The sequence below is a fragment of the Rhizobium chutanense genome (genome assembly GCF_002531935.1).
Lineage (GTDB): Bacteria > Pseudomonadota > Alphaproteobacteria > Rhizobiales > Rhizobiaceae > Rhizobium > Rhizobium chutanense.
Window position 1 is genome coordinate 1 of sequence record NZ_NWSV01000020.1, and the last position, 26,208, is coordinate 26,208.

Sequence of the window (26,208 nt, forward strand, 5' to 3'; positions counted from 1 at the left end):
GCTTTGCAGCCACGCCGAGAGACAGTCCAAGTCGTTATAATTTCATATGTTTTTTTGTTCCATAACATGCATTATGCCAAACAGGGTACGATAGGGTATATTATATATCCTACAGCGGTCGTCGTTTTCGGCCGTCCAAGCGCCCCTTCCCGAGACATGGAAGGGAACGAAATTCGGAAGGCCTGGTTAGAGCTTGGCACGGTCGTTCCAAGAGCCGTGACGATGCCATGTACCCGAGGAGCATGTTGTGAATGTTCTAAGTTTTCCCAGAGGCAGAAACAATCGCGATGGTCCTGATGCCGGTTTCGTGACCACCGACGCTGATCACCGCCGGCTCTACAGGTTTGCCCTGCAATACGATATGGACGGCAAGACTTGGGCAACCGAGGTCTGGGCCTATTCTTCCAAAGATGCCGAGGACCGGGTCGCTGCCATGCGCAGATCACTGACGCTATGCGGCCAACTCTATGGCGAAGTCGAAGGCTAACACTCCCTGACGCCTGTCACATGCCGCTCGCGCGGACCAGCGGGAAACGCAAGCGTGATATCCGCTGTGATTTCGGTGCCGTTCCGAAGATCGTGGACGGGGTGAGCGTTAGCTGTCTCATGCCGAGGGCAACGGAGACCGAGTTTTTTAAGCGAGCCGATCTCATGGACACCGCCATCGCCAGGCGAAAAAGGACGATGCCGGCGAGGTCGCGCGGATCGGCTACGACGCGATGATGGACGGCGAAGGAGACGTCGTCAGCGGCTGGAAGAACAAGCTGCAGGCAGCCGTTGCCAATGTCACGCCGGCAAGCATGCTTGTCCACCAGCATTCAAAGATGGCGGAGCCGGGTTCCGGCAGGATCGTTTGCGAAGGGGCAGAACCCTTCGCTAAGCAAGTCCGCCAGCAGAGTGATATTGCGAAGTCCGCAGCCACGAGGTTTTCTTGCCCCGCAACAAATCGACAAGGCGGGTAAGCTTCGTCGATCAGTATTATTTACGGATTTGTAAAAGTCCTGAAAGCTTGCTGAAAGGTTCGACGCTGTACGCAAAAGGTGCATCGTGGAGGAGACACGATCAACGTGAGACGGAAGCGATGTAAATCACCGTATCGGAGGAGACTACAATGCGTTTTTCACGTGCACTTTTGCACACTGTTGCTTTTTCGACGTTACTTGCTGCAACCTCCTTGGCTGCAGGAACAGTCAGTGCGGCCGACAAGGTTACCCTGATGGTTGGTGGATATGAGAAGCAGATCTACCTCCCCGCCAAGCTCGCAGAATCTTTGGGTTACTTCAAGGACGAGGGCCTCGATGTCGAACTTCTGAACGAGCCCGCCGGTGTCGATGCCGAAAACCAGCTTCTGGCTGGCGCGGTCCAGGGCGTGGTCGGTTTCTACGACCACTGCATCGATCTTCAGGGCAAGGGCAAGTTCGTCGAATCGGTTGTCCAGTTCAGCCAGGCGCCCGGCGAAGTTGAGCTGGTATCCACCAAGCATCCCGAAATCAAATCGGTTGCAGATTTCAAGGGCAAGAGCCTTGGTGTGACCGGATTGGGATCATCGACGAATTTCCTGACTCAATATCTGGCGGTCAAGAACGGTCTCAGTCTTTCCGATATAACATCGGTGCCTGTCGGCGCAGGCGCAACCTTCATCGCCGCCATGCAACAAGACAAGATCCAGGCCGGCATGACGACAGAACCGACCATCACGCGTCTGGTGAAGACCGGAGAAGCCAGCATCCTTGTCGATATGCGCACGATGGAAAATACCCGTGCGGCCCTTGGCGGCACCTATCCGGCCGCATCGCTTTATATGGAAAGCTCCTGGGTCGAGGCGCACAAGGATACGGTGCAGAAACTCGCCAATGCGTTCGTCAAGACGCTGAAGTACATCAATACGCATTCTGCCGCTGAAATCGCCGACAAGATGCCGAAGGACTTCTACGTCAGCGACAAGGACGGCTACATCAAGGCTCTCGACCGCGGCAAGTCCATGTTCACGGCTGACGGTGTCATGCCGGACGACGGTCCGAAGACGGTGCTTGCCGTCCTGCAGGGCTTTTCGAAATCCCTGAAAGACAAGCAGATCGACCTTTCGAAGACTTACACGACGGATTTCGTCAAGAACGTCAAGTAAGGCCGTGGTGCCGCTCCCGAACCGCGTTCGGAAGCGGCACCCACTCGATCATGGCTTCGTCCGTCTTGCGTATGACTTCCAAGCGTGCTGAGGTCGTCCGCCTATCGCGTTCTCGGTTATCAACGTTGACCGCGTTGATGACGATGTTCAGGGAATCGCCGGCCTGCGTCTGCGAGGTGATGCGGTCGTACCATCTCTTTGTCAGCCTGCGACGGAGGGGAAGCGGATGAGGTCGCCGGGCGCCTTTGCCTCATCGTTGCTGTAGCGATCACCAGCACGATGAGAAGGCCGCCGATGTTCCACCTCGATCGACGCTGATACGATGTCGTCCCATATTCGTCTCAATGGTCGCTGTTGAGTGGATCACAATCCGTTCCCTCGTTTCCGTTGCTGCTCGCCACAACAATGCTTTAAATCGCAACTCACATCGGCCGTTCTACCTGAGTAAGGTTTGGAGCGAAAATGCGCATTCTGCTAGTTGAAGACGACAGCATTCTTGGCTCATCCCTAAAGAAGGCGTTGGAGAAACATGCCTATGGCGTCGATTGGATGCGCGACGGCCAGTCAGGACTCGAAGCGGCGGAGCATTCGCATTTTGCGGCCGTTATCCTCGACATCAACCTGCCGCAGCTTGGCGGCATCGAACTCCTGCAGAGCATACGCCGGAAGGGCAACACGGTTCCCGTCCTACTGCTGACGGCCCTTGATGCGGTCAGGCGCAAGGTCGAAGGCCTCGATGAGGGCGCGGATGACTATCTGGTCAAGCCTTTCGACCTCGATGAATTGCTTGCCCGCCTGCGTGCGCTCATCCGCCGCCGTGAGGGCCGGACCGAAAGCCTGTTGCGGTGCGGCGATGTGGAAGTAGATCCATCGGCAATGGTCGCGCGCAAGGGCAACCTGCAGATTCATACCACGGCCAAGGAATTTCACCTGCTCAAGCTCTTGATGGAGCGCAGCGGCCGCTATGTGACGAAGAACGACATAGAATACGCGCTCTACGATGCACACAGCTCGGTCGAAAGTAATGCAATCGAGGTGATGATCTACAATCTGCGCAAGAAGCTCGGGACCGATTTCATCAAATCGATCCGTGGCATCGGGTACATGATCGAACGATGAGCCAATCTACCCTCACGCGCAAGCTCTTCTTCAGGATCGCGCCAGTCGTGGTGGTGACGATCATGGTGATCGCAGCTTTCGCCTTCAACAGCGCCACGCGCGAGATCAACAACATCTACGACGCGCAACTTATCAACGATGCAAACGTTTTGTGGAGCCTGCTTCATAACCGGCTGCAGCATTTGCCAGAACACACGCCGCAACAGGTCGACGACATCGACTTTAGCATGGACAACCAACTAGCCTTTAACGAAGACGCGGACGACTACGCCGACGCGCATATGTTCCGCGCCTGGGTAAACGGCAAAATCCTCTTCTACAGCAGCACGGCATTCCTGTCCGACGTGCCGCACCAGCGGGCGGGTTTCACGAACCTAAGCTATCGCAATGAGAACTGGCGCGTTTATTCGCTGCCGATCCCGAATTCCGGCATTGTCATGGAAGTCGGCGAGAAGATCTCGCTGCGCCAGACGTTGGTCTCCAATATCCTGCTGAACCTCTTCTTTCCGCTGCTCATACTGGTGCCGGTGATCGGCTTCTTGATCTGGCTCGGCATCAATAACGGCCTGCGCACCATCCATGGACTGGTCCACCAGATTCGTACCCGTTCCCCCGACGACCTTTCAGAAATACCGGTCGGCGATCTGCCCAGGGATCTCTTGCCGCTCCGCCGTTCAATCAATCAGCTTCTCGGCAAACTCGGGCGGTCGCTGACGCTGGAAAGACGCTTTTCGGATCTTGCCGCCCATCAACTGCGCACGCCGCAAGCAAGCGTCAAACTGCTCTTGCAGATGCTGGATAGCGCCGACGACGAACAGGAGCGCAAGGCGATCATTGCCGATCTGGTTACCAGCAACAACCGGGCAACCCATCTGATTGAGCAGTTGCTGCGCCTTGCGAGAGTTAGCCACCATCCCCTAAATCCGATGCCTGTTCGTCTCTACCATCTTATGGCATCGACGCTCGCGGAACTCGGCAACATCATCACCAGCCGTAAGCTCGACGTCTCTTTGGACGGTCCTGAATCGGTCGAGGTGAGGACGGACGCATCGTTGCTGCAGATGATGGTCGGCAACCTCCTGGACAACGCGATAAAGTACACCCCACCCGGTGGTCGGATCGAGGTGGTTCTCGCCGCGGAGGCTGACTTCTGGCTGATTTCAATCAGTGACAGCGGACAGGGAATACCGCCCGACGAACGTCAAGCGGTCTTCAAGCGCTTCTATCGTCTCGACACCCTCAGCGCCGAGGGCGCTGGCCTTGGGCTTGCCATCGTCGCCGATACGGCGGATCGTCTTGCGGCATCGGTCAAGCTTTCCACACCGGTCTGGGGCCACGGCTTGCGAGTTGAGCTGCGACTGCCGAACAACTGAACCCGGACCGATACCTTCCGATCCCGATCAAAGCCTAAATAAACTGACCATCACAGGCGTTTCAGGTCGCGGCGTCCGCATATTTCATTTTCGGATCATTTTCCCTTCAGTCCTGCCTCATCGGCGCCCAGTAAGACCGCCGAGAAAGTTCGAAAGGGCATTTGATGCAGGTTTTCTCCGATTTTGACGGCACGATTTCCATCCAGGACGTGACGGATATCGTGCTGTCGCACTTTGCCGATCCCGAATGGGAACAGATCGAACAGAAATGGAAGGACGGGCTGATCGGATCGGCCGATTGCATGCGCCAGCAGATTGCACTCATCCACGCAAGCCCAAGCGAGCTCGGCGCGCTGCTTGATACGGTCGCCATCGACCCCGGCTTCAAGTCCTTCCTCGACTATTGTCGGCTGGCCGGCGTGCCGGTGAGCGTCGTCTCCGACGGCGTCGACCATTTCATCCGACACGTCTTGCTGCGTAATGGCATCCACGATCTTCCCGTTATTGCCAACCGCCTCTCCTGCCGGCTCGTCGACGGCCGCGAGGCCTACGCCCTTTCGCCCGCGCCCAGGGCGACCGGCTGCTTGTCCGGTTCGGGTGTCTGCAAATGCCAGGTCATCTGGGGCATCGAACCACACATCTTTATCGGGGACGGACGAAGCGATTTCTGCGTTTCCGGCATGGCCGATCTTGTCTTCGCCAAGGACAAGCTCGCCGATTACTGCACCGACCATGGCATCCCGTTTATCGGCTTTGCCGACTTCACCGACCTGCGTTCGAAGCTGAAAACGGTCCTTACAGGCATCGCGCGCCAAGGCCGCGTGGTCCCCCAATCCCAAATCGCATGAACCAGACCAAGAGGCATCTGATGAACATTGTGAATGTCGAAACCTTCTTCGAAAAGTCCCCGCTATCCGAACGCTCGGAGGCCGAACTGCGGCTGATGGAAGAAGCCTACTGCTCGCATGGCGATACCGTCCACTACGCGGCGGAGCCGAAATTCTTTGCGGAATGCGAGGGATCCTATGTCTACGACGCCAAGGGCACACCCTTCCTCGATCTGCAGATGTGGTACTCGGCCGTCAATTTTGGCTATCGCAACGAAAGGCTGAATGCCGCCGTCCATCGACAGCTCGACCGCCTGCCGCAAGTCGCCTCGCAATATCTGCACCGTGAAAAGGTCGAGCTTGCCGCCATGATCGCGCAGGATGCCGAACGCAAATTCGGGCGCAAGGGCCGCGTTCATTTCAATGTCGGCGGCTCACAGGCGGTCGAGGATTCGTTGAAGCTCGTGCGCAACTATACCGGTGGCAAAAGCCTTATGTTCGCGTTCGAAGGCGGCTATCACGGCCGCACCCTCGGGGCCTCGGCCATCACCTCCAGCTATCGCTATCGCCGCCGCTTCGGCCATTTCGGCGAACGGGCGCAGTTCGTCGAGTTCCCCTACCATTTCCGCGGTCCGAAAGGCATGACGAAGGAGGAATATGGCGAGCACTGCGTGCGCAAGTTCGCCCGCCTCTTCGAAAGCGAATATAACGGCGTCTGGGATCCAAAGGTCGGCAGTGCCGAATATGCGGCCTTCTACGTCGAACCGATCCAGGGAACGGGCGGATACGTCATCCCACCGATGAACTTCTTCACGGAACTCAAGAAGGTTCTGGACCAGCACGGCATCCTGCTCGTCGTCGACGAGATTCAGATGGGCGTCTACCGGACGGGCAAACTCTGGTCGATCGAACATTTCGGCGTTCAGCCCGATATCCTTGTCTTCGGCAAGGCAATCACCAATGGGCTCAACCCGCTGTCGGGCGTCTGGGCCAGGGAAGAAATGATCAATCCGACGGTCTTTCCGCCTGGCTCCACCCATTCCACTTTCGCCAGCAACCCGATGGGCACGGCCGTCGCGCTGGAGACCATGAAAATGCTGGAAGAGGAGGATTTCGGCGCCGCGATCATGGCCAAGGGCGCGTATTTCCTCGATGGCCTGAAACAGCTCCAGAAACACCATGCGATCGTCGGCGATGTCGATGGGCTCGGATTGGCGCTGAGATGCGAAATCTGCAAGGAAGACGGTTTCACGCCTGACAAGGCAACGATGGACTGGCTCTGCGACGAGGGCATGAAGGGCGATCTTGAGGTCGGCAACAAAACCTATGGCCTCGTTCTCGACGTCGGCGGCTATCATAAAAACGTCATCACGCTGGCCCCGAACCTGCTGATTACCCGCGAGGAAATCGACCTGGCGCTGACGCTGCTCGACCAGCTCTTCAAGCGCGCGGTCCGGAGATAGTGTCGTGCAGCTTCTCCTCCTTCATCTCGACGATGCTTTGGAGTTGCAGCCGGACTTCGTGCGCGCCTGCACGCTTGCGGGCGCGTGCCACCATGTTGACAAGTTGAGCGGCAAGGCGATCAGACTGTGGGGCAGGCAGAAGATGCTTGCCGAGCTCAGCCGAGACATAGCGCGATCGCTGCCGCCGCGCAGCAGAGGACCGTACCTTGCTTTCATGGGTTCGGGCGATTTCCACCATGTGACCGCCCTGCTGCTCGATGCCGCTCTCGAGCGGTGTCCAGTTTCGACCACGCTCGTTCATTTCGACAATCACCCCGACTGGGTGAATTTCGAGGGCGGCATGCATTGCGGCTCGTGGGTCAACAGCGCACTTTCAAATCCCAATATCGAGAGGGTCGTCACCATCGGGGTCTGCAGCCACGACCTGCGCAATCCCGAGCGCAAGGGCGCCAATCTCGGCTGGCTGCGGCAAGGCAAGCTCGAACTTTATCCTTACGAGCATCCGCCTAGCCGCGTGAAGGCCGATTATGGCAACGGGCCGAGCTACCACCAGGACAAAGGCGCCTTGCACTGGAATTCCATCTCCGAGATCGGAGAGGACAATTTCATCGACCGGATCCTCAGCCGCATCGGCACCGAAGCAGTCTATGTCACGGTCGACAAGGACGTGCTCGCCGCCGATGACGCCGTGACCAACTGGGATCAGGGGCGCATGCGGCTGCCCTATCTGATGGCGCTGATCAGCGAGATCGGCAGCCGCCATCGGATCATTGGTGCCGATGTCATCGGTGATTATTCGGTGCCGAGCTATGCCGGCGGCTTCACGACCCGTCTGCTCAAGCAGGCCGAAATCTTCATCGATCAACCGCGTCTGCGAAAGGCGGCCGATGCAGTGCGCAACATCAACAGCGCTGCAAATCATGCTTTGCTGGAAGTCTTGGCGGAATCGATGGGATGACCGGCAGCCTCACATTGCCGATGCTCGGTCTGATCCTCTTCTGCGTGCTGGCGGAAACGGTGCGCGAAGTCTGCTTCAAGCAGGCTGCCAGCGACAGCCCCGTGCTGGCGACGCTTACCAAACCGCTGACCTGGCTCGGCATTGCCTTCTGGGCCATCGAACTGCTTGCCTGGACGGCCGTGCTTGCCAGCGTGCCGCTCACCATCGCCTTTCCGCTGATGGCGCTCAGCTATGTGGCGACCGCCGCAGCGGGCGCATTTGTCTTCAAGGAAAATATCAACCTTCGCCACGCGACGGGCGTGTTTCTCGTTACCGCCGGCGTGGCCTGTGTCGGAGCAACCGGACTATGAAAATCTTTGCTCATACCAGATGGGACGCCACCCCCGTGTTGGCGGCCGTCGTGCATCTCGTTTTCGACGTCAGTCTGATCGTCGGCTTCGAAAGCCGGCCGATTTGGGTCTCGTTGATCCTGGGCTGCCTTTATGCTGTGTCGATATCCTGGAACATCAACAGCATCTCGCACAATTTCATCCACACGCCCTATTTCAAGCCTCGCTGGATGAATTACGGCTTCAGCCTCCTGGAGTCGGTGGCAATCGGCTTTTCGCAGACCTATTACCACTGGGTGCATATGCGCCATCACTCCGGGAATAGTGACCGGCCGGATGAGAACGGCGACACAATCGATCTTCTGTCGATCTATCGCCACGGCCGCGACGGCCGGCCGGAAAACGTCTGGTCCTACACGCTGAAGAGCTTTTTCCGCGACAGTCTCGGCGATATCCACAAGGCGATCGCCAAACGGCGTCCTTTCGATGCAGCATGGGGCCGCTTCGAGCTGCTCGCCTTTCTCGGCCTCTTGATCATCGCGATGATCTATGACTGGAAAGCCGTATTCTTCTTCCTGCCATTTTACTATGCCGGCAACTGCCTGTCTTCGCTCAACGGCTATTACGAGCACCTCCACGGCAATCCGGAAGAGCCGATCGCCTGGGGCGTCAGCAGCCACAAGCCCTTCTACAACTGGTTGTGGTTCGGCAATGGCTACCATGCCGAACATCACTACCGGCCACGCACCCACTGGACGCGGCTGGCAACGCTGCACGAACAGATTAAGAGCGAACAGGAAAGAGCCGGCACGCACGTGATCAGCACCTGTCATGCGCTCGGCTTCATGGCCCCCGAAAACCGTGAGGCGGAGCTTCGGCATGAGGTCTGAGGATTTGAGTTTCTTCTTGGAAGGAACAAACGGCAAGGGTGTCCTGCTGATCCATGGCCTGACCGGCGCGCCGGCCGAGATGAAGCTCGTTGCCCGCCAGCTCAATCGTCGCGGCTACAGCGTCCATGCGCCGCTGCTGGCCGGTCACGGAGAGGATATCAAGACATTGCGCCGGACCCATTGGGAAGACTGGCTGACAAGTGCGCTGCAAGCATCCGAATTCCTGGCTGAGCGAACCCATGCGATATTTGCGGCCGGCATCTGCGTTGGTGGCAAACTGTCACTGCTCGCAGCCGAGCAGCGGCCGGATCTGATCAAAGCGGTCGCCATCTATTCGCCGTGCTTTCACTATGACGGCTGGGATGTTCCGCGGCATTACACACTGCTCTCACCGCATATTGGATGGTTGTCCCGCATCCCCTTCCTCGACCGCCTCAATTTCAAGGAAAACGAATCACTCGGCATCAAGGACGAACGAATGCGGCGTATGGTCGAAGGCATGGCCGGCGAAGGTATGCTCGACAAGTTCCCGGGCCGGGGCATCGTCGAAATGCATCGGCTGGGGAAGGCGCTTCGCGGAATCCTGCCGCAGATCCAGACACCGACGCTGATCCTGCATGCGGAAGAAGACGATCTGAGCAACCCGAGACATGCCCGCTACATATCCGAGCATCTTGGCGGGCCGCACGAACTCAGGTGGATCAAGGACAGCTATCACATGATCCATCTCGACCGTCAACATCGACAGGTAGCGGCGTTCACGGCGGATTTCTTCGAGGCAAGCCATGCTGCAATTCGCGCATAATCGTCCACTTGCCGGAAACACAGAGCCAGTCACACAGATCTACGACACGATCCGTGCCATCGGCCGCGAGGCGTGGAACGCCTGCTTCCGCGGCCATGTCGAGGATTATGATTGCCTGCTGGCGATAGAAGGCGCCGGCATCGGCGATTTTGAGTGGCGCTATCTCGTTGTCGTCGAGGACGGCAGGATTAGTGCCGCGATGCCGGCTTTTCTTTGTCCCTATGCGCTGGACACTACACTGGAAGATGGCATCGCGCGCCGGCTGATCCGCCGCCTCCGGCAGTCCGCTCCGGGCTTCCTGGTGTTAAGGCTTGCCTGTCTCGGTTCACCCTGCACCGAAACCGGCGCCATCGGCTTCCATCCCGACGTGCCGCAGGAGCGTCGCGAGAGGCTGTTTGCGGGGCTTTTGTGCGCCTTCGAGACCCTAGCGGCCGAAGAAGGTTGTGCGCTGACTGGGATGAAGGATATTCCAGCACCGATTGCTGCCGAATTCGGCGTGCTGTTTGCAAGGCGCCGCTATGCGGCAATAGGGGGCCTGCCGTCCGCTTGGCTCGACATCGATTTTACGACCATCGACGACTACATGGGCAGACTGTCGGCAGGTACCCGCAAGGACATGCGGCGCAAGCTGAAGTCCTCCGACGCCGTCCGCGTCGAAATCAGAACCGATATCGACAAAGAGCTGCCGCGGATCATGGCGCTCTATCACGACACGCGGAATCGAAGCGAATGGCAGTTCGAAGAACTGACGCCGGCCTATTTCGAGGGAATCCTGACCCATATGGCTGACCGCTCGTTCTGTGCCCTTTATTTCGTCGGCGACGAACTGCTTGCCGCCAATCTGATTGTCCATGACGACCAGGTCGCAATCGACAAGTTCTTCTGTATGGATGGTGAGAAAGGACGACCTTACAATCTCTATTTCCTAAGCTGGTTCACCAATCTTCGATACTGTCTCGGCAAGGGCCTTTCCCGCTATCAGAGTGGTCAGGCCTATTACGAAAACAAGGTCAGGCTCGGCAGCCAGCTCACGGCTAACACGATGTACTTTCGGCACCGCAATTCGGTGCTGCAGGCGTTGCTGCGACTGGTTTCGCCACTTTTCTCTCAAGAACAGGCCAAGTGATGACATCGATGCGCCTGAGATGGCTTGCCGTGCCTCTCCTCAACACGCTGTTCCAGATCTTCATCAAGCTCGGCGCGACGCAGCTCGGTACAACCGAGGGCGCGACCTGGTTAAGCGCCGCGCTCACGTCGCACTGGATCCTGGCCGCTATCGTCGTCGAGATTGTCTGCTTCTTCATCTGGATGACGGTGCTTGCCGAACTCGACCTCAGCAAGGCCTTTCCGCTTTCAGGCATCAGCTACGTGCTGATCATTGCCACCGGCTGGTTCGTTTTCGACGAACCGATCGTCGATCTTCAGATTGTCGGCAGCGGTCTGATCCTGGCCGGCGTCTGGCTGATCGCCGGTGCCTCAGGAAAAACGGGCTCTGTCGGCGACCATGATGCGGAACCTGTCCTTCCGCACGCCCATGTCAGTGAGGATCGGTGATGCGGCCACCACGGAATTTCGTCCTCCGTCATGCCGAAGCCGCGGCGTCGGCGTTCAGCAACTGGATCATGAAGCGAGCGCTCTCACGCATCGTCACCCGTGGTTGTCTCAACGTCACCACATCCAATGGACTGCAGCTTTCCTTCGGCGACAGATCCGGAGAGCGGGTGCATGTCAGTTTTGCCGACCTTGCAGCGCAGTGGGCCTTCCTCGCCGATGCCGATCTGCGGCTCGGCGAACTCTATATGGATCGTCGCTTTCTCATCGAACAAGGCTCGCTCCACGAGTTCCTGGCGATGATGCTGCGTGAGTCGCAGAATGCCAGGCATCCGCTCATCGCCCGGCTGATCGATCGTGCTCGCACCCGGCTGCGCATCTTCCGCCATCGCAATCTGCCGGCCCGCTCCCAAGCCAACGTCGCCCACCATTACGACCTCGATGGCCGGCTCTACGCGCTCTTCCTCGATGCAGACCGGCAATATTCCTGCGCCTATTTCGAAAGCCCCGACCAGTCACTGGAGGCAGCGCAGCGCGCAAAGGAGCGGCACCTGGCGGCAAAATTGCTGCTCGGGCCCGGCAAGAGCGTGCTCGATATCGGCTGCGGCTGGGGTGGACTTGCCCTGCACGTGGCCCGGCATGTGCCGGGCGGGCATGTGCTCGGCATTACCCTGTCGGAGGAACAGCATGGCTACGCCCTGAAGCGGCTTGCTGAACACGAGCGAATGCAGGCAGGGGTCCGGTTTGCGCTTCAGGACTATCGCAGCGTGAGGGGACGCTTCGACAGGATCGTGTCGGTCGGCATGTTCGAACATGTCGGACTGGCATCCTACCGCGCCTTCTTCGAGAAATGCGCGGAACTGCTGGAAGATGACGGCATCATGGTTTTGCACACGATCGGCTGTTCTGCCACCCCCGGCTTCACCACGCCCTGGCTGGACAAGTATATCTTTCCCGGCGGTTACATTCCCGCACTGTCGGAGATCCTTCCCGCAATTGAGAAAGCCGGTCTTGCGGTCACCGATATCGAGGTCCTGCGCCTCCACTATGCCTGGACGCTGGCCCATTGGCGAAAGCGCTTCGTAGCGCGCTGGCAGGATGCCGCTGCACTTTACGACGAACGCTTCTGCCGCATGTGGGAATACTATCTTGCAAGCGCCGAAGCCGCATTCCTCCATGAGGATCTGGTGGTTTTCCAGATCCAATTGAGCAAACGCAACGACGCAATCCCGGTGACGCGCGACTATATCGGCGACCACGAACGGGCGGCAGTGCAGTGCTCAGAAGCCGATCTGGAAGGACCGGTTGAGCGTAAGACCGATGATGTTCTGATCGGCTGAGCCGAGCCTCGAGGTGATCGGGCTGTCGGCGGCATCTCCGACAAGGCGGCTATATTTGTCGTATATTTGCACGCTCCAGGCAGGCGAGAGCGTATAGGTGGCCGCCACGGTGAAGCCGATGGATTTCAGTCCGCCGTTTGTGTCGAACGCCTCGACGCGATCATTGCGGGCAGCCTCGCCGGTGGAAACCCCGAAATTGTTGCGCATGTAAATGGCGTTGGCCAGGGACAGACGTGGACCGGCAGACACCAACCAGCGATCACCGACCGGCTGGAACCAATCGAGGTAGAGATCGGCAAGCAGACCGTCGCCACCCCAAAGGGCCTGACGTGTTTCCGCCCGCACGCGCAGACGATCCTCTATCGGCCAATATTGCGCAAAGACGCCGGCATCGAAGTTCCAGTGGACTGAGTGCAGGCCTTCCAGTTCAGAATCATCGAATGGCGACCTTCCGCCTCTCAGGCCGACGACAGGACCGATTTCGATACCGCCGATATCAAACAGCCCATAGTCGATATTGTCGTCGGGCGCGCCGTATTGGGGCGCCTCTCCGAGGCGCCGGAAATCGAAAGACGGCATGACGCTGAAGGAATGGTGTTTCGATCCCTCATAGGAAGGACCGTATTCGACGGATCCTCCGAGTGTCACGACCCATTGGCTTTTTGAGGATTTCGCATCCTGGCACGAGGCCGGGTGAAAACCGAGTATCACGGGCAACGACAGCGCCGCGATGCGGAGTGATGCCCAGCCCGACGATATCATATACGCCTTACTCCACGCCTCAAGCATCAGCGGCCATTCCTTTTTCGAAGAGCCCCGCTTCCCTGTCTCTTAGCGCACTTTCTGCGTTTTGCCAAAGAGTTCACCGACGTACCTGGGAGTCATTGGTCCATAATATACACGCCGACGAAGACCAGTTGTTCCTAGCCGGTTCCTTCTTGTAGGGCTGTCGGCTGATCGGAGGTCCTCGATAGGCGCGATCTCTCATTGAGGCAGTCAGCTACGCCTTTCGACAACCCCTAGATCTGTTTGGGCGGGAGATAACTAAGCTTTTGGTGAGGGCGTTCGTATGATGAGGCTTGCGACAAGGCCAGGCCCGTCCTCGCGCATGGCGAGGGTTAGCCGCGCTCCGTGTCTTTCGGCTGCGGCTTTCGCGATCGCCAGTCCCAAGCCGCTCCCCTCGCTATCCTGAGGCCCTGCGCGGAAGAAGCGTTCAAAGATGCGTGGCATCTCTTCCTGGGCGATGCCGGGGCCAGTGTCGCGGATTTCGATTCGTAGTTCGTGCCCGGCGACGGCCACCGCGACGTCGACGGTTCCGCCCGGTGGCGTGTACCGCACGGCGTTCTCGACCAGATTGTCAAGGATGATCTCGAAATCGGCGAGCGCACCCATCGTAGTAGCCTTGTCATGGCGTGTGATGCCGAGGTCGATCCCTCGGCTCTGGGCGAGCGGGCTCAGGCGCGCAACGGTGTCAAGCGCAAGCTGGACGAGGTCGATCGGCTGCGGTGCGGGCGCGGTCTCGTGGGCGTCGTAGCCCGCGAGGCGCAAGAGCTTACTCACGAGGTTGTTGGCCCTGCCGATTCCAGCTTCGAGTTCGGTCAAGCGCTGAGAAAATCGGCCATCCCGGTCGTCGTGCCGAAGGTTGTCGATCTGAATTTGCAGAGCCGACAGCGGTGTGCGCAATTCATGGGCAGCATCCGAAATGAACCGCCGTTGTCTCTCCAGCAATGCGCGGAGCCGGGTGAGCAACAGATTGATCGAACTTACGAAGGGAATGACTTCGGCCGGTACGTCATCGATCGGAACAGGACTGTCCACCGTCGTGTCTCGGGAGGCGACCGCAGCGGCCAAGTGATTGAGCCGGGCCATGATCCGATCGATGATCCAGCTCAGTGTCAGCAATGACAATGGAATCAGAACGATGATTGGAAGTGCCGCCTGGAGCGCAGCATTGGCCGCCAGTTCCTGTCGGACGCTCATGTCCTGGGAAACCTGAACCGTTCGATCCGGCGCGGCCAGCGTGTAAACGCGCCAATTGTCACTGCCGGTCGAAATGTCGGCAAACCCGGTCGCTGATTGGCGGGGGATAGCAGGGGCGGGATGCGATTGTCGCAACGTCCTTCCGGCCGCATCCCAGACCTGGATGACGAAATCGTCTTCGGGATCGTGCGGCGCACCGCTGTCTGGGCCTGTTGCTGGTGATGAACGCGCATCTCCGACATAGAGTGCGATCTGCCGAAGCTGATTGTCGAGGAAGTCGGCTGCCTCGTCCTGAACCAGGAAGTATGATGTTGTGGCCGCGCAGACGCCGATAGCTCCCATCAAGCCGGCGAGCCATAAGAAAGCCGTGCGTCGGATCGATATTGTCACTTCGGGACCATCCAGCCGGCCCCTCGGACGTTGCGTATGATGTCCTTGTCGAACTTGCGCCGCACGTAATGGATGAGGACGTCTATAGCATTGCTTTCCACCTCCTCACCCCAACCATAGAGCCTTTCCTCAAGCTGGGTGCGGGAAAGAATGGTTCCGGGACGCTCCAGCAATGCCTGAAGCAGTGCAAATTCGCGCGCCGGCAATACCTCGCCGCACCCACGATATTTCACCTCATGGCTAGATAGATCTAGCTCGATTTCGCTCGTATAGAGGATTGAAACCGCCTGACCTCCATGTCGGCGCAGGACCGCGCGCATGCGCGCGAGCAGTTCTTTGACCTGGAACGGCTTCACCAGATAGTCGTCGGCCCCGAGGTCGAGCCCCGTGACGCGATCATCGAGTTTGTCACGGGCGGTGATCACCAGGATTGGCCTCTTGTCGCCGGCCGACCGCAGCGTGCGCAGGATTTCCAGGCCCGAACGGCCGGGCAAGCCGAGGTCGAGCAGCACAAGACCATGGCCGCCAACCGCGACGGCTTCGTCCCCGAGTTGCCCGTCACGCACCCAGTCTACCGACATGCCGGCATCATCGAGGGCTTGCACGAGAGCCCGACCAAGCATGACATCATCTTCGATCACGAGAATACGCATGCTTCAAAGTAGCCTAAACGCATCCCCCTGCACAGATTTTGGTGCGGGTCGACTGCACGACGGCTGATCATCTAAGACCCTCCTAATTCTGCTGGCGTCACATGCCTTCTCAAGTCAGCAGAGGAGCGCCAATCATGACAGTCCGTCATCGAATATCCACCGCATTAGCCGTGCTGCTCACCGTGTCAGCGGGCGCGTTTCCCCCCGCTGTGGCGCAGGAGAAACTCGTTGCGCCCGAGACAAATCCGCCGGGCGACATTCCGGACAATCAGGTTTTCGTCATCTACACCTCTCCTGACGGATTTGATCTGAAGGTGCCCGAAGGATGGTCACGCACCGAGATCGACCATGGCGTTCGGTTCTCCGACAAATACGATGAAATAGATGTTACCCTTGGCACTGCGAGTGCTGCACCCACGGCGTCCTCAGCCAAGGCCCACGAAATCTCTGACCTCAAGACGGCCGCGCACGACGTCAAAGTCACCGCAGTTAAGGATGTAAAGCTCGCAGCCGGCCCGGCAGTTCGCATCAGCTATCTCTCGAGTTCCACGCCAAATCCGGTCGCGAACAAGCTGATCAGGCTCGAGCACGAGCGCTTCATTCTGTTCAAGAACGGCAAGACAGTCACACTCGATCTTGCGGCGCCTGCCGGCGCGGACAACGTCGACCAATGGCAGTTGATCTCCAACTCCCTGCAATGGAAATGATCACATGCCGGTACTAGAGGCGACTGAACTTTACCGTTTCTTTCATGCCGGCGACGACGAAGTCGTAGCTCTGCGCGGGATCACGGTGGCCCTTGATCCCGGGGAACTAACCGCGTTGCGAGGTCCATCGGGCAGCGGAAAGTCGACCTTGCTCGCCTGTCTTGCGGGAATCGACGAACCGGATGGCGGCACGGTGTCGGTCGTCGGCGAGCGCATGAGCCGGCGCTCAGAGGCGGAACGGGCACGCCTTAGAGCCCGCCACCTCGGCATGCTGATGCAGTCCGGCAATCTGTTCGAGCATCTGACGGTCGGAGCCAATGTCCGCCTCCAGATGCAGGTATCCGGCCGTGACCGTCCTGATGAGATCGCGGACATTCTCGACAGCTTGGGCCTCGATGGTCTCGCCAACGTGTTACCCGCCCACCTTTCGGGCGGTGAGGCAGCTCGGGCCGGTCTCGCCGTCGCGCTCGCGCCAAAGCCGCCGATCCTCCTGTGTGACGAACCGACCGCCGAGGTCGACGCGATGACAGAACAGCGTGTCATCGAGCGCCTTATCGAAGCTTGTCGCATTGGCACTGCCGTCCTAGTCGTCACGCACAGCGCCACCCTCGCCGCACGAGCCGATCGCGTGATCGATATCCGGGATGGAGGCATTGTGCATGACTAGAACCTTGTCTATCGCCGCCGATCTTTGGCGCAGCTTCCAGCGAGAACGGGGTGTCGCGGTGGCCGTTCAAGGATGCTCATTCAAGATCAACGCGGGAGAAACCATTGCAATCGTGGGACCCTCGGGCTGCGGCAAGACGACGCTTTTAAACCTGATCGCCGGGTTAGACCGCCCCAGCTCGGGCCGGATCGAGTGGCCCGGCCTGGGTCAGCAAGACACTTTACGCCCCGAGCGAATCGGCGTCGTCTTCCAATCGGCGAACCTGATGCCCGCCCTCACCGCCATCGAAAACGTCGAGCTACCGATCCTTCTCGGTGGCGGCTGCGAAGCCGAGGCGCGCGCGCTCGCAGCGCTTGCCACTTTCGGGGTCGAAGCGCTTGCGGCAAAGTTGCCGGAGCAGCTGTCCGGCGGCCAGGCTGAGCGTATCGCCGTAGCCCGAGCCATTGTGACCCAGCCGGAATTGATTGTCGCTGACGAGCCGACGGGCCAACTCGATCAGGCTGGCGCTGCGATCCTGGTCGACCGGCTCCTCGCCTGGGGACAGCAGACTGGAAGCGCCATTGTCATCGCCACGCACGATGAGCGCGTAGCGGCAAAGATGAACCGCATCTGGCGGATGCGTCATGGCAAATTTGAAAATATGAACGCGAGGCCTGTATGTACAGGTACTGGTTGATTGGACTTCTGCGAACCCGTTCCGGTCGCCTCGTCGGCACCAGCGGCGGTGTAGCGCTGACAGTCGCCTTCATCGCGTGCCTGGGTGCCTTTTTGCAATCCAGCACGGCGGAGATGACGGCACGGTCTGTCGCCCACCTGCCCGTCGATTGGCAGGTCCAGTCGCTGCCCGGGGCGGCCCCTAGTGTAATCGAGGCTGCGATCCATTCAGCCGCTCCGGTTACCAGCCTGCACCTTGTCAACTATGCCGACGTACCAAGCTTTGAGGCGAACACGGGAAGCACCGTGCAGACCACGGGCGGCGGGACAGTTGTTGGAATCGGGCCGGATTATTTTGGCCAATTCCCAGCACAGGTTCGACCGCTCCTTGGATCGGTCGACGGCGTTCTGATAGCGCAGCAGACTGCCGCCAACCTGGACGTCACAGTCGGAGATCAGGTCATCATCCATCGCCAGCAAGCGCCCGATGTCAGCGTCACGATCACCGGCATCGTCGATTTGCCAAACGCCGACGCGATGTTTCAGGCCATCGGTGTCCGGGCTCGCGCCGCACCACAAGCCCCGCCGGACAACGTGCTGCTCTTGCCGATGTCTGAGTGGCGGCAGGTGTTCGAACAGCAAGGCGCCAGCCGGCCTGATACCATTAGGAGCGAGTTTCACGTCAAGCTCGATCATCGTGATCTGCCCTCCGGCCCGATCGCTGCGAGCACTTGGGCAACTGAGCGCGGCCACAATTTCGAGGCGCGCGCCGCTGGAGCCGCGCTGCTTGCAAACAACCTCGCGGCCCGATTGGAGGCTGTCCGCGAGGACGCCCTCTATGCGCGACTGATTTTCCTCTTTCTCGGGGCCCCGGGGGCTATCCTCGCCATCCTCCTTACGCTTGCCGTAGCCGGAGCTGGGCGGGACAGGCGCCGCCGCGACCAGGCGTTGCTGCGCTTGCGGGGGGCAACGGTCGATACGGTTCTTCGCTTGACTGCCGCTGAAGCGGCAGTTGCGGGCCTCGGCGGTGCGATCCTCGGTCTTCTCCTTGCTGCTCTTGCCGCGAATTTTATCCTGGGGATGGCACTCTTGAGCAGCGCAGCGGTTCCGTTGCTCAGCGCTGTGGCGGTGGCGGGGATCGCGCTTTCGCTCGCAGCGATCCTGATCCCCGCCTGGCGCGACGCACGCGGCTCGACCATTGCTGCCGCCCGGCGGCCAATCGGCAATGACCGGACACCAACGTGGCTCCGCTTGTATCTTGATCTGGTGCTGCTGGCGCTCGCCGCGGCGCTCTACTGGCGTTCAGCAGCGAGCGGTTACCAGGTCGTTCTCGCACCGGAGGGCGTGGCAGCGGCGGCGGTCGACTACACTGCCTTCCTCGCCCCTTTGTTGCTCTGGACCGGCCTGGCGCTATCGGCCATGCGGCTCGTCGGAGCCGGGTTGCGGCAAGGCCGGCCGGTGATCGCTAGGGGCTTGCGCCCCGTCGCTGGGCGTCTGGCGGATGTGGTGGCCGCGACATTTGGGCGGCAAGGCCGCCGACTGACTGCTGGCATTGGCCTGGCTGCGCTTGCTTTCGCCTTTGCATCGTCAACCGCGATTTTCAACGCGACCTATGAGGCTCAGGCGCGGGTCGACGCTGAACTCACCAACGGGGCCGACGTCGCCGTCACAGGCACATCCGCCGCGCCCGCATCCCAGGCACTCGCGCGTCTTTCCAAACTACCGGGCATAGCGGCTTCCCAGCCGATGCAACACCGATACGCTTATGTGGGAGCCGACCTTCAGGATCTCTACGGCATCGATCCGATGCGCATCGGGACAGCCACGGCGATCTCCGACGCCTATTTCGCCAATGGCGATGCCACGGCGGCACTCGCCGACCTTGCACAGACGCCGGACGGCGTGCTCGTTTCGCAGGAAACGGTAAACGACTATCAGCTCAGCCGCGGCGACAGCATCAACCTTCGTCTGCAAAACGCAGCCGATCACCAATATCACGTCGTGCCATTTCACATCGTGGGCGTGGTGCGCGAATTCCCGACCGCACCGAAGGATTCGTTCCTGGTCGCTAACGCGGCTTACATCGCCCAGCAGACAGGTTCCTCGGCAAGCGAGATTGTTCTCATTCGATCGAGCGGTGATCCCGCCCGCGTCGCTTTGGCCGCCCGAAATGCGACTGCGGGCATCCCTGGACTCAAGGTCAGCCAGATCGGCGATGCCGTCGCCCTGATCGGGTCGAGCCTCACCGCCATTGACCTCGCCGGCTTGACGCGGCTTGAACTGATCTATGCCTTAGTCGTGCTGGCCGCCTCAGGCGGACTGGTGCTTGGCCTTGGCTTTGCCGACCGCGAGCGCTCGTTTGCCGTTCTCGTGGCTCTAGGAGCCCGACCGCGACAGCTCGGCGCCTTCCTCTGGAGTGAAGCAGCATTGGTTACTGGCAGCGGCATGGTCCTAGGTCTCGGGGCAGGCATGCTGATTGCCTACGTGCTCGTCAAGCTGCTGATTGGGGTGTTCGACCCACCGCCCGATACGCTTTCGATGCCATGGCTTTATCTCCTAGCTCTTATCGTGACGACAGCGGGCGTGGCTCTGGTGGCCGCGACTGGCGAGGCAATACGCAGCCGGACACACGTCACTGAGAAGCTCAGAGGCGAGTGAGACCCTGTTTTCCCGCAACCATGCCGCCGTTACGGGAAAGATAGATATCGGCGGCCGAGATCTTGAAAGGATTAAGCAAATGAAACCGCAAATGACCATGGCCGCCATTCTAGTGCTGGCGCCGATCGGTGTCGCATTCGCTGCACAGACATCCGGCACGATCACCGCGATCAGCAAGAAAGCCGATACGATCACGCTGTCGGACGGCAAGACTTACGTCCTGCCCGAAGGAATTGAAGACACCAAACTCCGCGTCGGCGAGAAGGTTCAGCTAACTTATGCGGACAAGGCCGGTAAGGCGGTTGTCTCTCATCTGGTTCCGCAGAAATGAAGATTGCGGCGGCCGGAGCCATTACCGGCTGCCGCATTCGCTCGCGCGCAATTGGGACGGGTTGACTACGTGTCCGATGTCCCCGGACATGCGCCCTAATTCTCAGCTAATTGAATCCGCGTAGTCAAAACGGGCCAGCCGACCGTCGCCCGCAACCGGACAAACGATAGCGCTACTGCACCAGGCGCTCCATTCAACCGGCGAGGAGCGGCACTGAAGTGACGCCTTCCTTGCACCGCCAAAATTCGGAGAAATCCAGTGATGAGACAGATTTTTCTTGTCATCGCACTCATTGCCGCCCCAGTGGCGGCCTTCACGAGCTTTGAACTCTACGCCAACAATGCGCCCGCCGAGGCGGCGGATCTAGGCGATCTATCATCGTTCAAAGCCATCGTCGCCGATGTTCAGAGTCTCGCTTCCAAAGGAGACCTGCCGGCCGCCGCAAAGCGTATCACCGATTATGAGACGGCCTGGGACGAGGCCGAATCCGCAATCCGTCCGCTGAATCCGAACGACTGGAACAACATTGATGCTGCCTCCGACGCAGCGCTGAAGGCGCTGCGTCAATCCGCTCCATCGGCCGACAAAGTCAATAACACACTTGCCGCTCTCATGGCGGTTCTCAACAACCCGGCTCAACCTTCTCACTAGGCGGGCGGTTAAAACCGCGCGACCCTGTATCAGAACTGTCCCGCGAGACGTCAGCGCTCGCTCAAGGAGACCCGTCATGTCTGCACCGAACGCCAAAGCTGTCGTTTACAATCGTGTTCCCCGTGTCACCACCGAATTCTGGCTCATCAAACTGATGGCCGTTACCATGGGTGAAACGGCTGCCGACTATCTAAGCGTGCAAATGGGTCTGGGCCTGACGGCGACGTCGCTGATTATGTCCGCAATTCTCGCTGTCGCATTGGTTTGGCAGTTTGCGCAGAAGAAATATGTTCCCGCCCCCTATTGGTTTTCCGTGGTGCTGATCAGCATCGTTGGCACATTGATTACCGACAATCTGGTCGACAACTTCCGTGTGCCACTGCTGGATACGACCATTGCATTCTCAATAGCCCTGGCGCTGACTTTCCTGCTGTGGTTCCAGACGGAGCGTACACTTTCCATCCACTCGATATTCTCCGGGCGGCGCGAGGCCTTCTATTGGCTCGCTATCCTATTCACCTTCGCGCTCGGCACGGCCGCCGGCGATCTGGTTGCCGAGAAATTCGCGCTCGGATACTTGGCTACCGGCATCCTGTTCGGCATGATCATCATCTCGCTCTCCATTGGCTACTTCTTCTTGGGTCTGGATCCGATATTGGGCTTCTGGCTGGTCTACATTCTGACAAGGCCTCTGGGCGCGTCGCTCGGCGACCTGATGTCTCAGCCAGCACAATACGGTGGCCTCGGCCTTGGCACAGTCGTAACGAGTGCAATCTTCCTCGCCGCGATCGTCACGATTGTAGCCCTCATGAGCGCGCGGCATGAAGGCGAGGAACTGAACGAGATCGGCGACGATGACGAGGTGGCAAAGGCGAGCCGAGGCGAGAGGTTTACGATTGCCGAAAAAGAGCTCTAGCGTAGACTCCGCGTCCTCCAGCAAACGACCCCAACAATGGCAAGTGCGCGGCATCATTGCTATGACGAACGGAACAGCGGCGGCGGCAGTGGACGAACCGCATTCGCGCCGCGCCACATGCGTTTATAGCCGTTGAAGATATTATGAATTGGCGGTCCAATTGCAGTCGGGACCGCCACGGTGTGATCGAGCGTGCTGCTTTTGGGGCCGCATTCCTTTGCGCGCTTCGGAAGGCTCCCTTTCCGGAACAGGGTGGCGCGCTACTCTACTGTGCAGAGTTAATTTCGCCCTTTCGATGACTTCGCCAGCATCTCGCTCAGCGTGGCCGCCGAGAGCATGGCTTCCGCCAAAAGCTTCTTGAGCTTCTGGTTCTCTTCCTCCAGCGCTCGCACCCTTCTGGCTTCGAGACCGGCGCTTCCGAAGTGCAGGGATTGCCACCGATAGAAGGTCGGCTCGCTGATGCCGTGCTTGTGGCAAACATCTGCCACCGTCACGCCGGCCTGGTGCTCCTTCAGAATGATCGTAATCTGGTCGTCGTCGAATTTCCTCTTGCCCATCACCGCTTCAGTCCTCACGAAATGCTCTGTTGAAGCTGTCGAGAAGTGGTCTGACAGCATAGAGCGCCACGCTGCTTTTGCCTGTTTCGATCAGTGTTTGTGCGGGCATGCCCGCGACCAGTTCGACATCGCGCATTTTCGCCAGCCGCTCGTCCGTTACACGGATCGTCGCGGCAAAATAGGGCTGGCCGTTCTGCGGATCGGTGAGACGGTCCGCTGATACATACTCGACCCGACCTTTCAGGAGTGGAACGCGCCGCTGATTGTATGGCAGGAGGTGAATCTGTGCCTTGAGCCCCGCATGGACGAGATTGATATCTTCCGGTCTGACGTGGGCAGAGACGATAAGGCGATCGGCGCGCGGCAGAAGATCGACGAGCGGTTCTCCCGCACCGATCACCCCACCTGATGTGTGGATGCGCAGGTTCATGACCGTTCCATCTTCGGGAGCACGGATATCGGTCCTTGAAAGCTGGTCGTCGATCGCCCGCAGGCGCTCGCGCAGCTGCATGATCCGGCTTTCCGTGTCGCGCATGCCCTGGGCGACTTCGCTCAACCGGTCGCTCTCGAGCTTTGCGAGATCGGCCTGGGCTTCGCTGATCACCTGATAGGCGCGGGAAATCTGTGCCTCCACTTGCCCCTGCTGGCCATCCAGGTCTGCCTTTTCGCGCTGGAGGTTGAGAAGCCTGCTCCTTCTTTCCAGCCCTTTGGCGGTGAGGTCCGTGACCTGATCCAGTTCCTGGCTCGAGATTGCGGCTCTGTCGGCCAGTGCCGCCTTCTGCGCGCCAAGTCCGACGATTTCCTGCCGCACCTGGGCGATTTTTTCATTGGCGATCTGAATTTCCGCCTGCATGACCCGGCGACGCGCTTCGAAGATTTTCTGTTGCCCACTGAGGATCGCGCTGACGGAGGGGTATCGGTCCATGGCTGCCCTGAGATCCTCGGGATAGGCCACATGGTCGCCGCCCGTCTGCTCCGCAAGCAGACGGGCGCGGCTTCCTTCGGCATCCCAAAGTTGCCCTTGGAGGCTGTCGCGCTCCGAGCGAAACTTCGTGTCGTCGAGTTCGATCAAGATCTGTCCGGCCATGATCGCGTCGCCGTTTTTGACGAGGATCCGTCGGACAATTCCGCCTTCCAGGTGCTGAATGGTCTTGCGGCTGGACTCCGGCTCGATAACGCCCGCGGCGACCGCAGCGCTTTTCAGCGGCGCCAGAACCGACCATATTCCCAATCCGACGATGAAAACCAGGATCAACAGGTTCCCCGTCCAGACGACGCTTTTGAGCCCCGGCATAGGCGAAGGGGGGGCGGGTCCGCGCTGTTTCTGTTCGATCACCGGTGCATAGGCCGTCTGTTGCCTGGCTGCCGTCGGCCGCTGAGCCAACCGCTGGTCCATCCTTGATGGATTTGAAAATCTCGCCGGCGTTGGGTCCAGTGGAACAAGGGTCATGGCGGCGTCTTCCCTACGTTCCTGTTCGAGACGGTGGTTGAAGATAGGTTTCATAAATCCGCTCGCTGTCGCCGAAGGCGGCTACCGTCCCGTTGCGCATGATGGCAATCTTGTTGGTGACCGGCAGGATCCCCATCCGATGGGTGATGACAACGACGATCATCCCCCTGGATTTCATGCGCTCGATTGCCGTAAACAGCATGCGTTCGCCGTCATAATCCAGGCTCGAATTCGGATCGTCGAGAACGATAAGAGACGGATTTCCATAGGCAGCCCGCGCCAGTCCCAGCTGTTGGCGCTGCGCGCGAAGGAGCAGGTTTCCACCTTCGCCGATATCGGTCTCGTAGCCCTGCGGCAGCCGCATGATCGCCTCGTGCAATCCAACCAGCTTGGCGGCGTCGATCGCTTTGCCGGGATCTCCACCGTCCAGCCGGCCGATCACATCCTTGATTGCGCCGCCGAAGAGCTCGATGTCCTGCGGCAGGTACCCGACATGGCGGGTCCCGCCGCACAGACGCAGAGCCGAGATATCGACCCCACCGAGGAGCGCATATCCGCTCGTTGCCGGCACGACGCCTGCGATCACCCGACCAAGCGTCGATTTTCCCGATCCCGACGGACCGATGAGCGCTATGCAGTCGCCCGGCGTCAGCCGCAATGTGATATCGGTCAATATCGGCCGATCGGCGAATGGCTTGAAATAGCTGACGTTATCGAGAAGGAGGCCATTGGGCTCCGGTAGAGGCACCATCCGCGCATCGCAGTCCGATGCGACTGTTATCAGCATTCTGTTCAGGCGATGGAAGGCATTGCGCGCAAACATAAAGGAGCGCCATGCACCTATTGCGCCCTCGATCGGTGCGAGCCCGCGCCCGAGCAGCAGGCTGGCAACGAAGATGATCCCGGGACTGCCGCTGTTTGCGAGTACCAGCCATGTCGCGGATCCCATCATGAAGATCTGTGCAAGTGTGCGGATCGATTTGGAAAAACCAAGAATGATCTCGGTGCGATGCATGGCGATGTCCTGCGCCCTTCTTGCCATTTCCGCGTCGCGATAGACGATCAGCGCTGCGCCGTCCTGCATGCCCATTGCCCTGATAACCTCGATATTCTTGAGGGCGGTCGCAAATCGCAGATAGCTCCTCGAAAGGGCAAGATTGGCGTGGGCAAGCGGTTCTCGCGTCGCCAGTTCCGTCATGAACGCAAACAGCAGAAGTGCCAGTGCGCTCAGAAGGCCGATGGTCCCAAGCAGCGGATGAACGAGAAAGAGCAGGAGCAGGAATATCGGCGCCCAGGGAACGTCAAAAAAAAGCGAGCTGGCCGGTGAATCGAGGAATTGGCGCAATGCCGCCAGGTCCCTGTAGCATTCCGTGGCAGCTCCCGTATCGGCGCGGGCGGCATATTCGAACGAGGCGGTGAGCACCATGGGGCGTAGCCTGTGGTCCAGCCAACTGCCGATGCGCGAAAGAGCTGCCCTGCGCACGATATCCAGCGTGGACCCGACCACAACGGCAATGGCGATGATCATCGTCAGCATCACGAGCGTGTCGACGCTTCGGCTCGACATGACCCTGTCATAGATCTGCAGGAGATAGATGGAAGGCGCCAGAAGAAAGAGATTGTAGCCGCAACTATAGAGGAAGACCAAGCCGAAGGCGCCGGCACAAGCGCGCAGCGCAACAACAAGCTGTGTCGGCGGGCGCGGTGGCTTTATGGAAATCGTTGTCATTATCAGATCTCGCTGCACTTGATACTGACAAGAAGAGGCTGCCGGCTGGTCGAGTCATCCCTGAGGGTCGCCAGCCGAAGCCGGC

General features: G+C 59.4%; 26 protein-coding genes and 1 pseudogene. 21 read left to right on the forward strand and 6 right to left on the reverse strand.

Features of this window, described 5'->3' with window-relative positions; translation table 11 throughout:
- Window positions 1-307 precede the first annotated feature (307 nt).
- The 14 genes and pseudogenes from CO666_RS23620 to CO666_RS23685 all read left to right on the forward strand — a co-directional run bounded on the left by CO666_RS23620 (window position 308) and on the right by CO666_RS23685 (window position 12,780).
- Complete coding sequence (locus CO666_RS23620) at window positions 308-487, forward strand: hypothetical protein (RefSeq protein ID WP_245436839.1); 180 nt, start codon at window positions 308-310, stop codon at window positions 485-487.
- A gap of 98 nt (window positions 488-585) precedes the next feature.
- Window positions 586-848: pseudogene (locus CO666_RS34615) on the forward strand (SDR family NAD(P)-dependent oxidoreductase); the annotation flags it as partial.
- A gap of 263 nt (window positions 849-1,111) precedes the next feature.
- Window positions 1,112-2,125, forward strand: coding sequence for an ABC transporter substrate-binding protein (locus CO666_RS23630; RefSeq protein WP_097614587.1), 1,014 nt, complete (start codon window positions 1,112-1,114; stop codon window positions 2,123-2,125).
- A gap of 462 nt (window positions 2,126-2,587) precedes the next feature.
- Window positions 2,588-3,244 (forward strand): response regulator transcription factor, encoded by a 657-nt coding sequence (locus CO666_RS23635; protein WP_097614588.1) that lies wholly within the window; start codon window positions 2,588-2,590, stop codon window positions 3,242-3,244.
- Window positions 3,241-4,617, forward strand: coding sequence for a sensor histidine kinase (locus tag CO666_RS23640; RefSeq protein WP_097614589.1), 1,377 nt, complete (start codon window positions 3,241-3,243; stop codon window positions 4,615-4,617). The genes CO666_RS23635 and CO666_RS23640 overlap by 4 nt, the downstream gene beginning before the upstream one ends.
- Window positions 4,618-4,781: 164 nt before the next feature.
- Entirely contained in the window at window positions 4,782-5,465 is a 684-nt protein-coding gene (locus CO666_RS23645) for an MtnX-like HAD-IB family phosphatase (RefSeq protein ID WP_097614590.1), read from the forward strand.
- 20 nt (window positions 5,466-5,485) lie between these two features.
- Entirely contained in the window at window positions 5,486-6,907 is a 1,422-nt protein-coding gene (locus CO666_RS23650) for an aspartate aminotransferase family protein (protein ID WP_097614680.1), read from the forward strand.
- A gap of 4 nt (window positions 6,908-6,911) precedes the next feature.
- A complete protein-coding gene (locus CO666_RS23655; protein ID WP_097614591.1) occupies window positions 6,912-7,865 on the forward strand; it encodes an arginase family protein in 954 nt (317 codons plus the stop codon).
- The gene (locus CO666_RS23660; protein ID WP_097614592.1) at window positions 7,862-8,215 is read left to right on the forward strand and encodes a DMT family transporter; all 354 of its coding nucleotides are present in this window, start codon (window positions 7,862-7,864) and stop codon (window positions 8,213-8,215) included. The genes CO666_RS23655 and CO666_RS23660 overlap by 4 nt, the downstream gene beginning before the upstream one ends.
- On the forward strand, window positions 8,212-9,084 hold the full coding sequence (locus tag CO666_RS23665) for a fatty acid desaturase family protein (RefSeq protein WP_097614593.1): 873 nt from the start codon (window positions 8,212-8,214) through the stop codon (window positions 9,082-9,084). Before CO666_RS23660 ends, CO666_RS23665 begins: the two co-directional genes overlap by 4 nt.
- Window positions 9,074-9,889, forward strand: a complete 816-nt coding sequence (locus CO666_RS23670) for an alpha/beta hydrolase (RefSeq protein ID WP_097614594.1) — start codon at window positions 9,074-9,076, stop codon at window positions 9,887-9,889. Before CO666_RS23665 ends, CO666_RS23670 begins: the two co-directional genes overlap by 11 nt.
- The gene (locus tag CO666_RS23675) at window positions 9,870-11,015 is read left to right on the forward strand and encodes a GNAT family N-acetyltransferase (RefSeq protein ID WP_097614595.1); all 1,146 of its coding nucleotides are present in this window, start codon (window positions 9,870-9,872) and stop codon (window positions 11,013-11,015) included. The genes CO666_RS23670 and CO666_RS23675 overlap by 20 nt, the downstream gene beginning before the upstream one ends.
- Window positions 11,015-11,443 carry an EamA family transporter gene (locus CO666_RS23680; RefSeq protein WP_097614596.1) on the forward strand — a complete coding sequence of 143 codons (429 nt, stop codon included), beginning with the start codon at window positions 11,015-11,017 and terminating at the stop codon, window positions 11,441-11,443. The genes CO666_RS23675 and CO666_RS23680 overlap by 1 nt, the downstream gene beginning before the upstream one ends.
- Window positions 11,443-12,780 carry an SAM-dependent methyltransferase gene (locus CO666_RS23685; RefSeq protein WP_097614597.1) on the forward strand — a complete coding sequence of 446 codons (1,338 nt, stop codon included), beginning with the start codon at window positions 11,443-11,445 and terminating at the stop codon, window positions 12,778-12,780. The genes CO666_RS23680 and CO666_RS23685 overlap by 1 nt, the downstream gene beginning before the upstream one ends.
- Here CO666_RS23685 and CO666_RS23690 read toward each other — a convergent pair.
- From CO666_RS23690 to CO666_RS23700, 3 genes are all read right to left on the reverse strand, one after another.
- Window positions 12,721-13,542, reverse strand: coding sequence for a MipA/OmpV family protein (locus CO666_RS23690; RefSeq protein WP_097614598.1), 822 nt, complete (start codon window positions 13,540-13,542; stop codon window positions 12,721-12,723). The two genes, CO666_RS23685 and CO666_RS23690, sit on opposite strands and share 60 nt — an antisense overlap.
- 282 nt (window positions 13,543-13,824) lie before the next feature.
- Window positions 13,825-15,150 (reverse strand): ATP-binding protein, encoded by a 1,326-nt coding sequence (locus CO666_RS23695; protein WP_245436840.1) that lies wholly within the window; start codon window positions 15,148-15,150, stop codon window positions 13,825-13,827.
- Entirely contained in the window at window positions 15,147-15,803 is a 657-nt protein-coding gene (locus tag CO666_RS23700) for a response regulator (protein ID WP_097614599.1), read from the reverse strand. The genes CO666_RS23695 and CO666_RS23700 overlap by 4 nt, the downstream gene beginning before the upstream one ends.
- A gap of 134 nt (window positions 15,804-15,937) precedes the next feature.
- Between CO666_RS23700 and CO666_RS23705 the strand changes: the two genes are divergently transcribed.
- The 7 genes from CO666_RS23705 (at window position 15,938) to CO666_RS23735 (ending at window position 22,387) form a co-directional block, all read left to right on the forward strand.
- Complete coding sequence (locus CO666_RS23705; protein WP_097614600.1) at window positions 15,938-16,510, forward strand: hypothetical protein; 573 nt, start codon at window positions 15,938-15,940, stop codon at window positions 16,508-16,510.
- A gap of 4 nt (window positions 16,511-16,514) precedes the next feature.
- The gene (locus tag CO666_RS23710) at window positions 16,515-17,177 is read left to right on the forward strand and encodes an ABC transporter ATP-binding protein (protein ID WP_097614601.1); all 663 of its coding nucleotides are present in this window, start codon (window positions 16,515-16,517) and stop codon (window positions 17,175-17,177) included.
- The gene (locus CO666_RS23715; RefSeq protein ID WP_097614602.1) at window positions 17,170-17,853 is read left to right on the forward strand and encodes an ABC transporter ATP-binding protein; all 684 of its coding nucleotides are present in this window, start codon (window positions 17,170-17,172) and stop codon (window positions 17,851-17,853) included. The genes CO666_RS23710 and CO666_RS23715 overlap by 8 nt, the downstream gene beginning before the upstream one ends.
- Window positions 17,835-20,489, forward strand: a complete 2,655-nt coding sequence (locus tag CO666_RS23720; protein ID WP_097614603.1) for an ABC transporter permease — start codon at window positions 17,835-17,837, stop codon at window positions 20,487-20,489. The genes CO666_RS23715 and CO666_RS23720 overlap by 19 nt, the downstream gene beginning before the upstream one ends.
- Before the next feature lie 91 nt (window positions 20,490-20,580).
- Window positions 20,581-20,820, forward strand: coding sequence for a DUF1344 domain-containing protein (locus CO666_RS23725; protein WP_245436841.1), 240 nt, complete (start codon window positions 20,581-20,583; stop codon window positions 20,818-20,820).
- Window positions 20,821-21,081: 261 nt separating this feature from the next.
- Window positions 21,082-21,471: a hypothetical protein gene (locus CO666_RS23730; RefSeq protein WP_097614605.1), complete on the forward strand. Its 390-nt coding sequence runs from the start codon at window positions 21,082-21,084 to the stop codon at window positions 21,469-21,471.
- Window positions 21,472-21,547: 76 nt separating this feature from the next.
- A complete protein-coding gene (locus CO666_RS23735) occupies window positions 21,548-22,387 on the forward strand; it encodes a COG4705 family protein (protein ID WP_097614606.1) in 840 nt (279 codons plus the stop codon).
- A gap of 278 nt (window positions 22,388-22,665) precedes the next feature.
- Here the strand turns inward: CO666_RS23735 and CO666_RS23740 are convergent, their stop codons facing one another.
- Genes CO666_RS23740 through CO666_RS23750 form a run of 3 tightly spaced genes read right to left on the reverse strand, consistent with a single transcriptional unit; the run spans window position 22,666 to window position 26,123 of the window.
- Complete coding sequence (locus CO666_RS23740; protein WP_164740519.1) at window positions 22,666-22,962, reverse strand: transposase; 297 nt, start codon at window positions 22,960-22,962, stop codon at window positions 22,666-22,668.
- A complete protein-coding gene (locus CO666_RS23745) occupies window positions 22,952-24,394 on the reverse strand; it encodes an HlyD family type I secretion periplasmic adaptor subunit (RefSeq protein WP_097614608.1) in 1,443 nt (480 codons plus the stop codon). Before CO666_RS23745 ends, CO666_RS23740 begins: the two co-directional genes overlap by 11 nt.
- A gap of 13 nt (window positions 24,395-24,407) precedes the next feature.
- The gene (locus CO666_RS23750) at window positions 24,408-26,123 is read right to left on the reverse strand and encodes a type I secretion system permease/ATPase (protein ID WP_097614609.1); all 1,716 of its coding nucleotides are present in this window, start codon (window positions 26,121-26,123) and stop codon (window positions 24,408-24,410) included.
- Window positions 26,124-26,208: the final 85 nt, after the last annotated feature.

Coding starts and splice junctions, on each gene's coding strand:
- CO666_RS23630 (WP_097614587.1), top strand. CDS start 1,112: ATGCGTTTTTCACGTGCACTTTTGCACACTGTTGCTTTTTCGACGTTA.
- CO666_RS23635 (WP_097614588.1), top strand. CDS start 2,588: ATGCGCATTCTGCTAGTTGAAGACGACAGCATTCTTGGCTCATCCCTA.
- CO666_RS23640 (WP_097614589.1), top strand. CDS start 3,241: ATGAGCCAATCTACCCTCACGCGCAAGCTCTTCTTCAGGATCGCGCCA.
- CO666_RS23645 (WP_097614590.1), top strand. CDS start 4,782: ATGCAGGTTTTCTCCGATTTTGACGGCACGATTTCCATCCAGGACGTG.
- CO666_RS23650 (WP_097614680.1), top strand. CDS start 5,486: ATGAACATTGTGAATGTCGAAACCTTCTTCGAAAAGTCCCCGCTATCC.
- CO666_RS23660 (WP_097614592.1), top strand. CDS start 7,862: ATGACCGGCAGCCTCACATTGCCGATGCTCGGTCTGATCCTCTTCTGC.
- CO666_RS23665 (WP_097614593.1), top strand. CDS start 8,212: ATGAAAATCTTTGCTCATACCAGATGGGACGCCACCCCCGTGTTGGCG.
- CO666_RS23670 (WP_097614594.1), top strand. CDS start 9,074: ATGAGGTCTGAGGATTTGAGTTTCTTCTTGGAAGGAACAAACGGCAAG.
- CO666_RS23675 (WP_097614595.1), top strand. CDS start 9,870: ATGCTGCAATTCGCGCATAATCGTCCACTTGCCGGAAACACAGAGCCA.
- CO666_RS23680 (WP_097614596.1), top strand. CDS start 11,015: ATGACATCGATGCGCCTGAGATGGCTTGCCGTGCCTCTCCTCAACACG.
- CO666_RS23685 (WP_097614597.1), top strand. CDS start 11,443: ATGCGGCCACCACGGAATTTCGTCCTCCGTCATGCCGAAGCCGCGGCG.
- CO666_RS23690 (WP_097614598.1), bottom strand. CDS start 13,542: ATGATATCGTCGGGCTGGGCATCACTCCGCATCGCGGCGCTGTCGTTG.
- CO666_RS23700 (WP_097614599.1), bottom strand. CDS start 15,803: ATGCGTATTCTCGTGATCGAAGATGATGTCATGCTTGGTCGGGCTCTC.
- CO666_RS23705 (WP_097614600.1), top strand. CDS start 15,938: ATGACAGTCCGTCATCGAATATCCACCGCATTAGCCGTGCTGCTCACC.
- CO666_RS23710 (WP_097614601.1), top strand. CDS start 16,515: ATGCCGGTACTAGAGGCGACTGAACTTTACCGTTTCTTTCATGCCGGC.
- CO666_RS23715 (WP_097614602.1), top strand. CDS start 17,170: ATGACTAGAACCTTGTCTATCGCCGCCGATCTTTGGCGCAGCTTCCAG.
- CO666_RS23720 (WP_097614603.1), top strand. CDS start 17,835: ATGTACAGGTACTGGTTGATTGGACTTCTGCGAACCCGTTCCGGTCGC.
- CO666_RS23725 (WP_245436841.1), top strand. CDS start 20,581: ATGACCATGGCCGCCATTCTAGTGCTGGCGCCGATCGGTGTCGCATTC.
- CO666_RS23730 (WP_097614605.1), top strand. CDS start 21,082: ATGAGACAGATTTTTCTTGTCATCGCACTCATTGCCGCCCCAGTGGCG.
- CO666_RS23735 (WP_097614606.1), top strand. CDS start 21,548: ATGTCTGCACCGAACGCCAAAGCTGTCGTTTACAATCGTGTTCCCCGT.
- CO666_RS23745 (WP_097614608.1), bottom strand. CDS start 24,394: ATGACCCTTGTTCCACTGGACCCAACGCCGGCGAGATTTTCAAATCCA.
- CO666_RS23750 (WP_097614609.1), bottom strand. CDS start 26,123: ATGACAACGATTTCCATAAAGCCACCGCGCCCGCCGACACAGCTTGTT.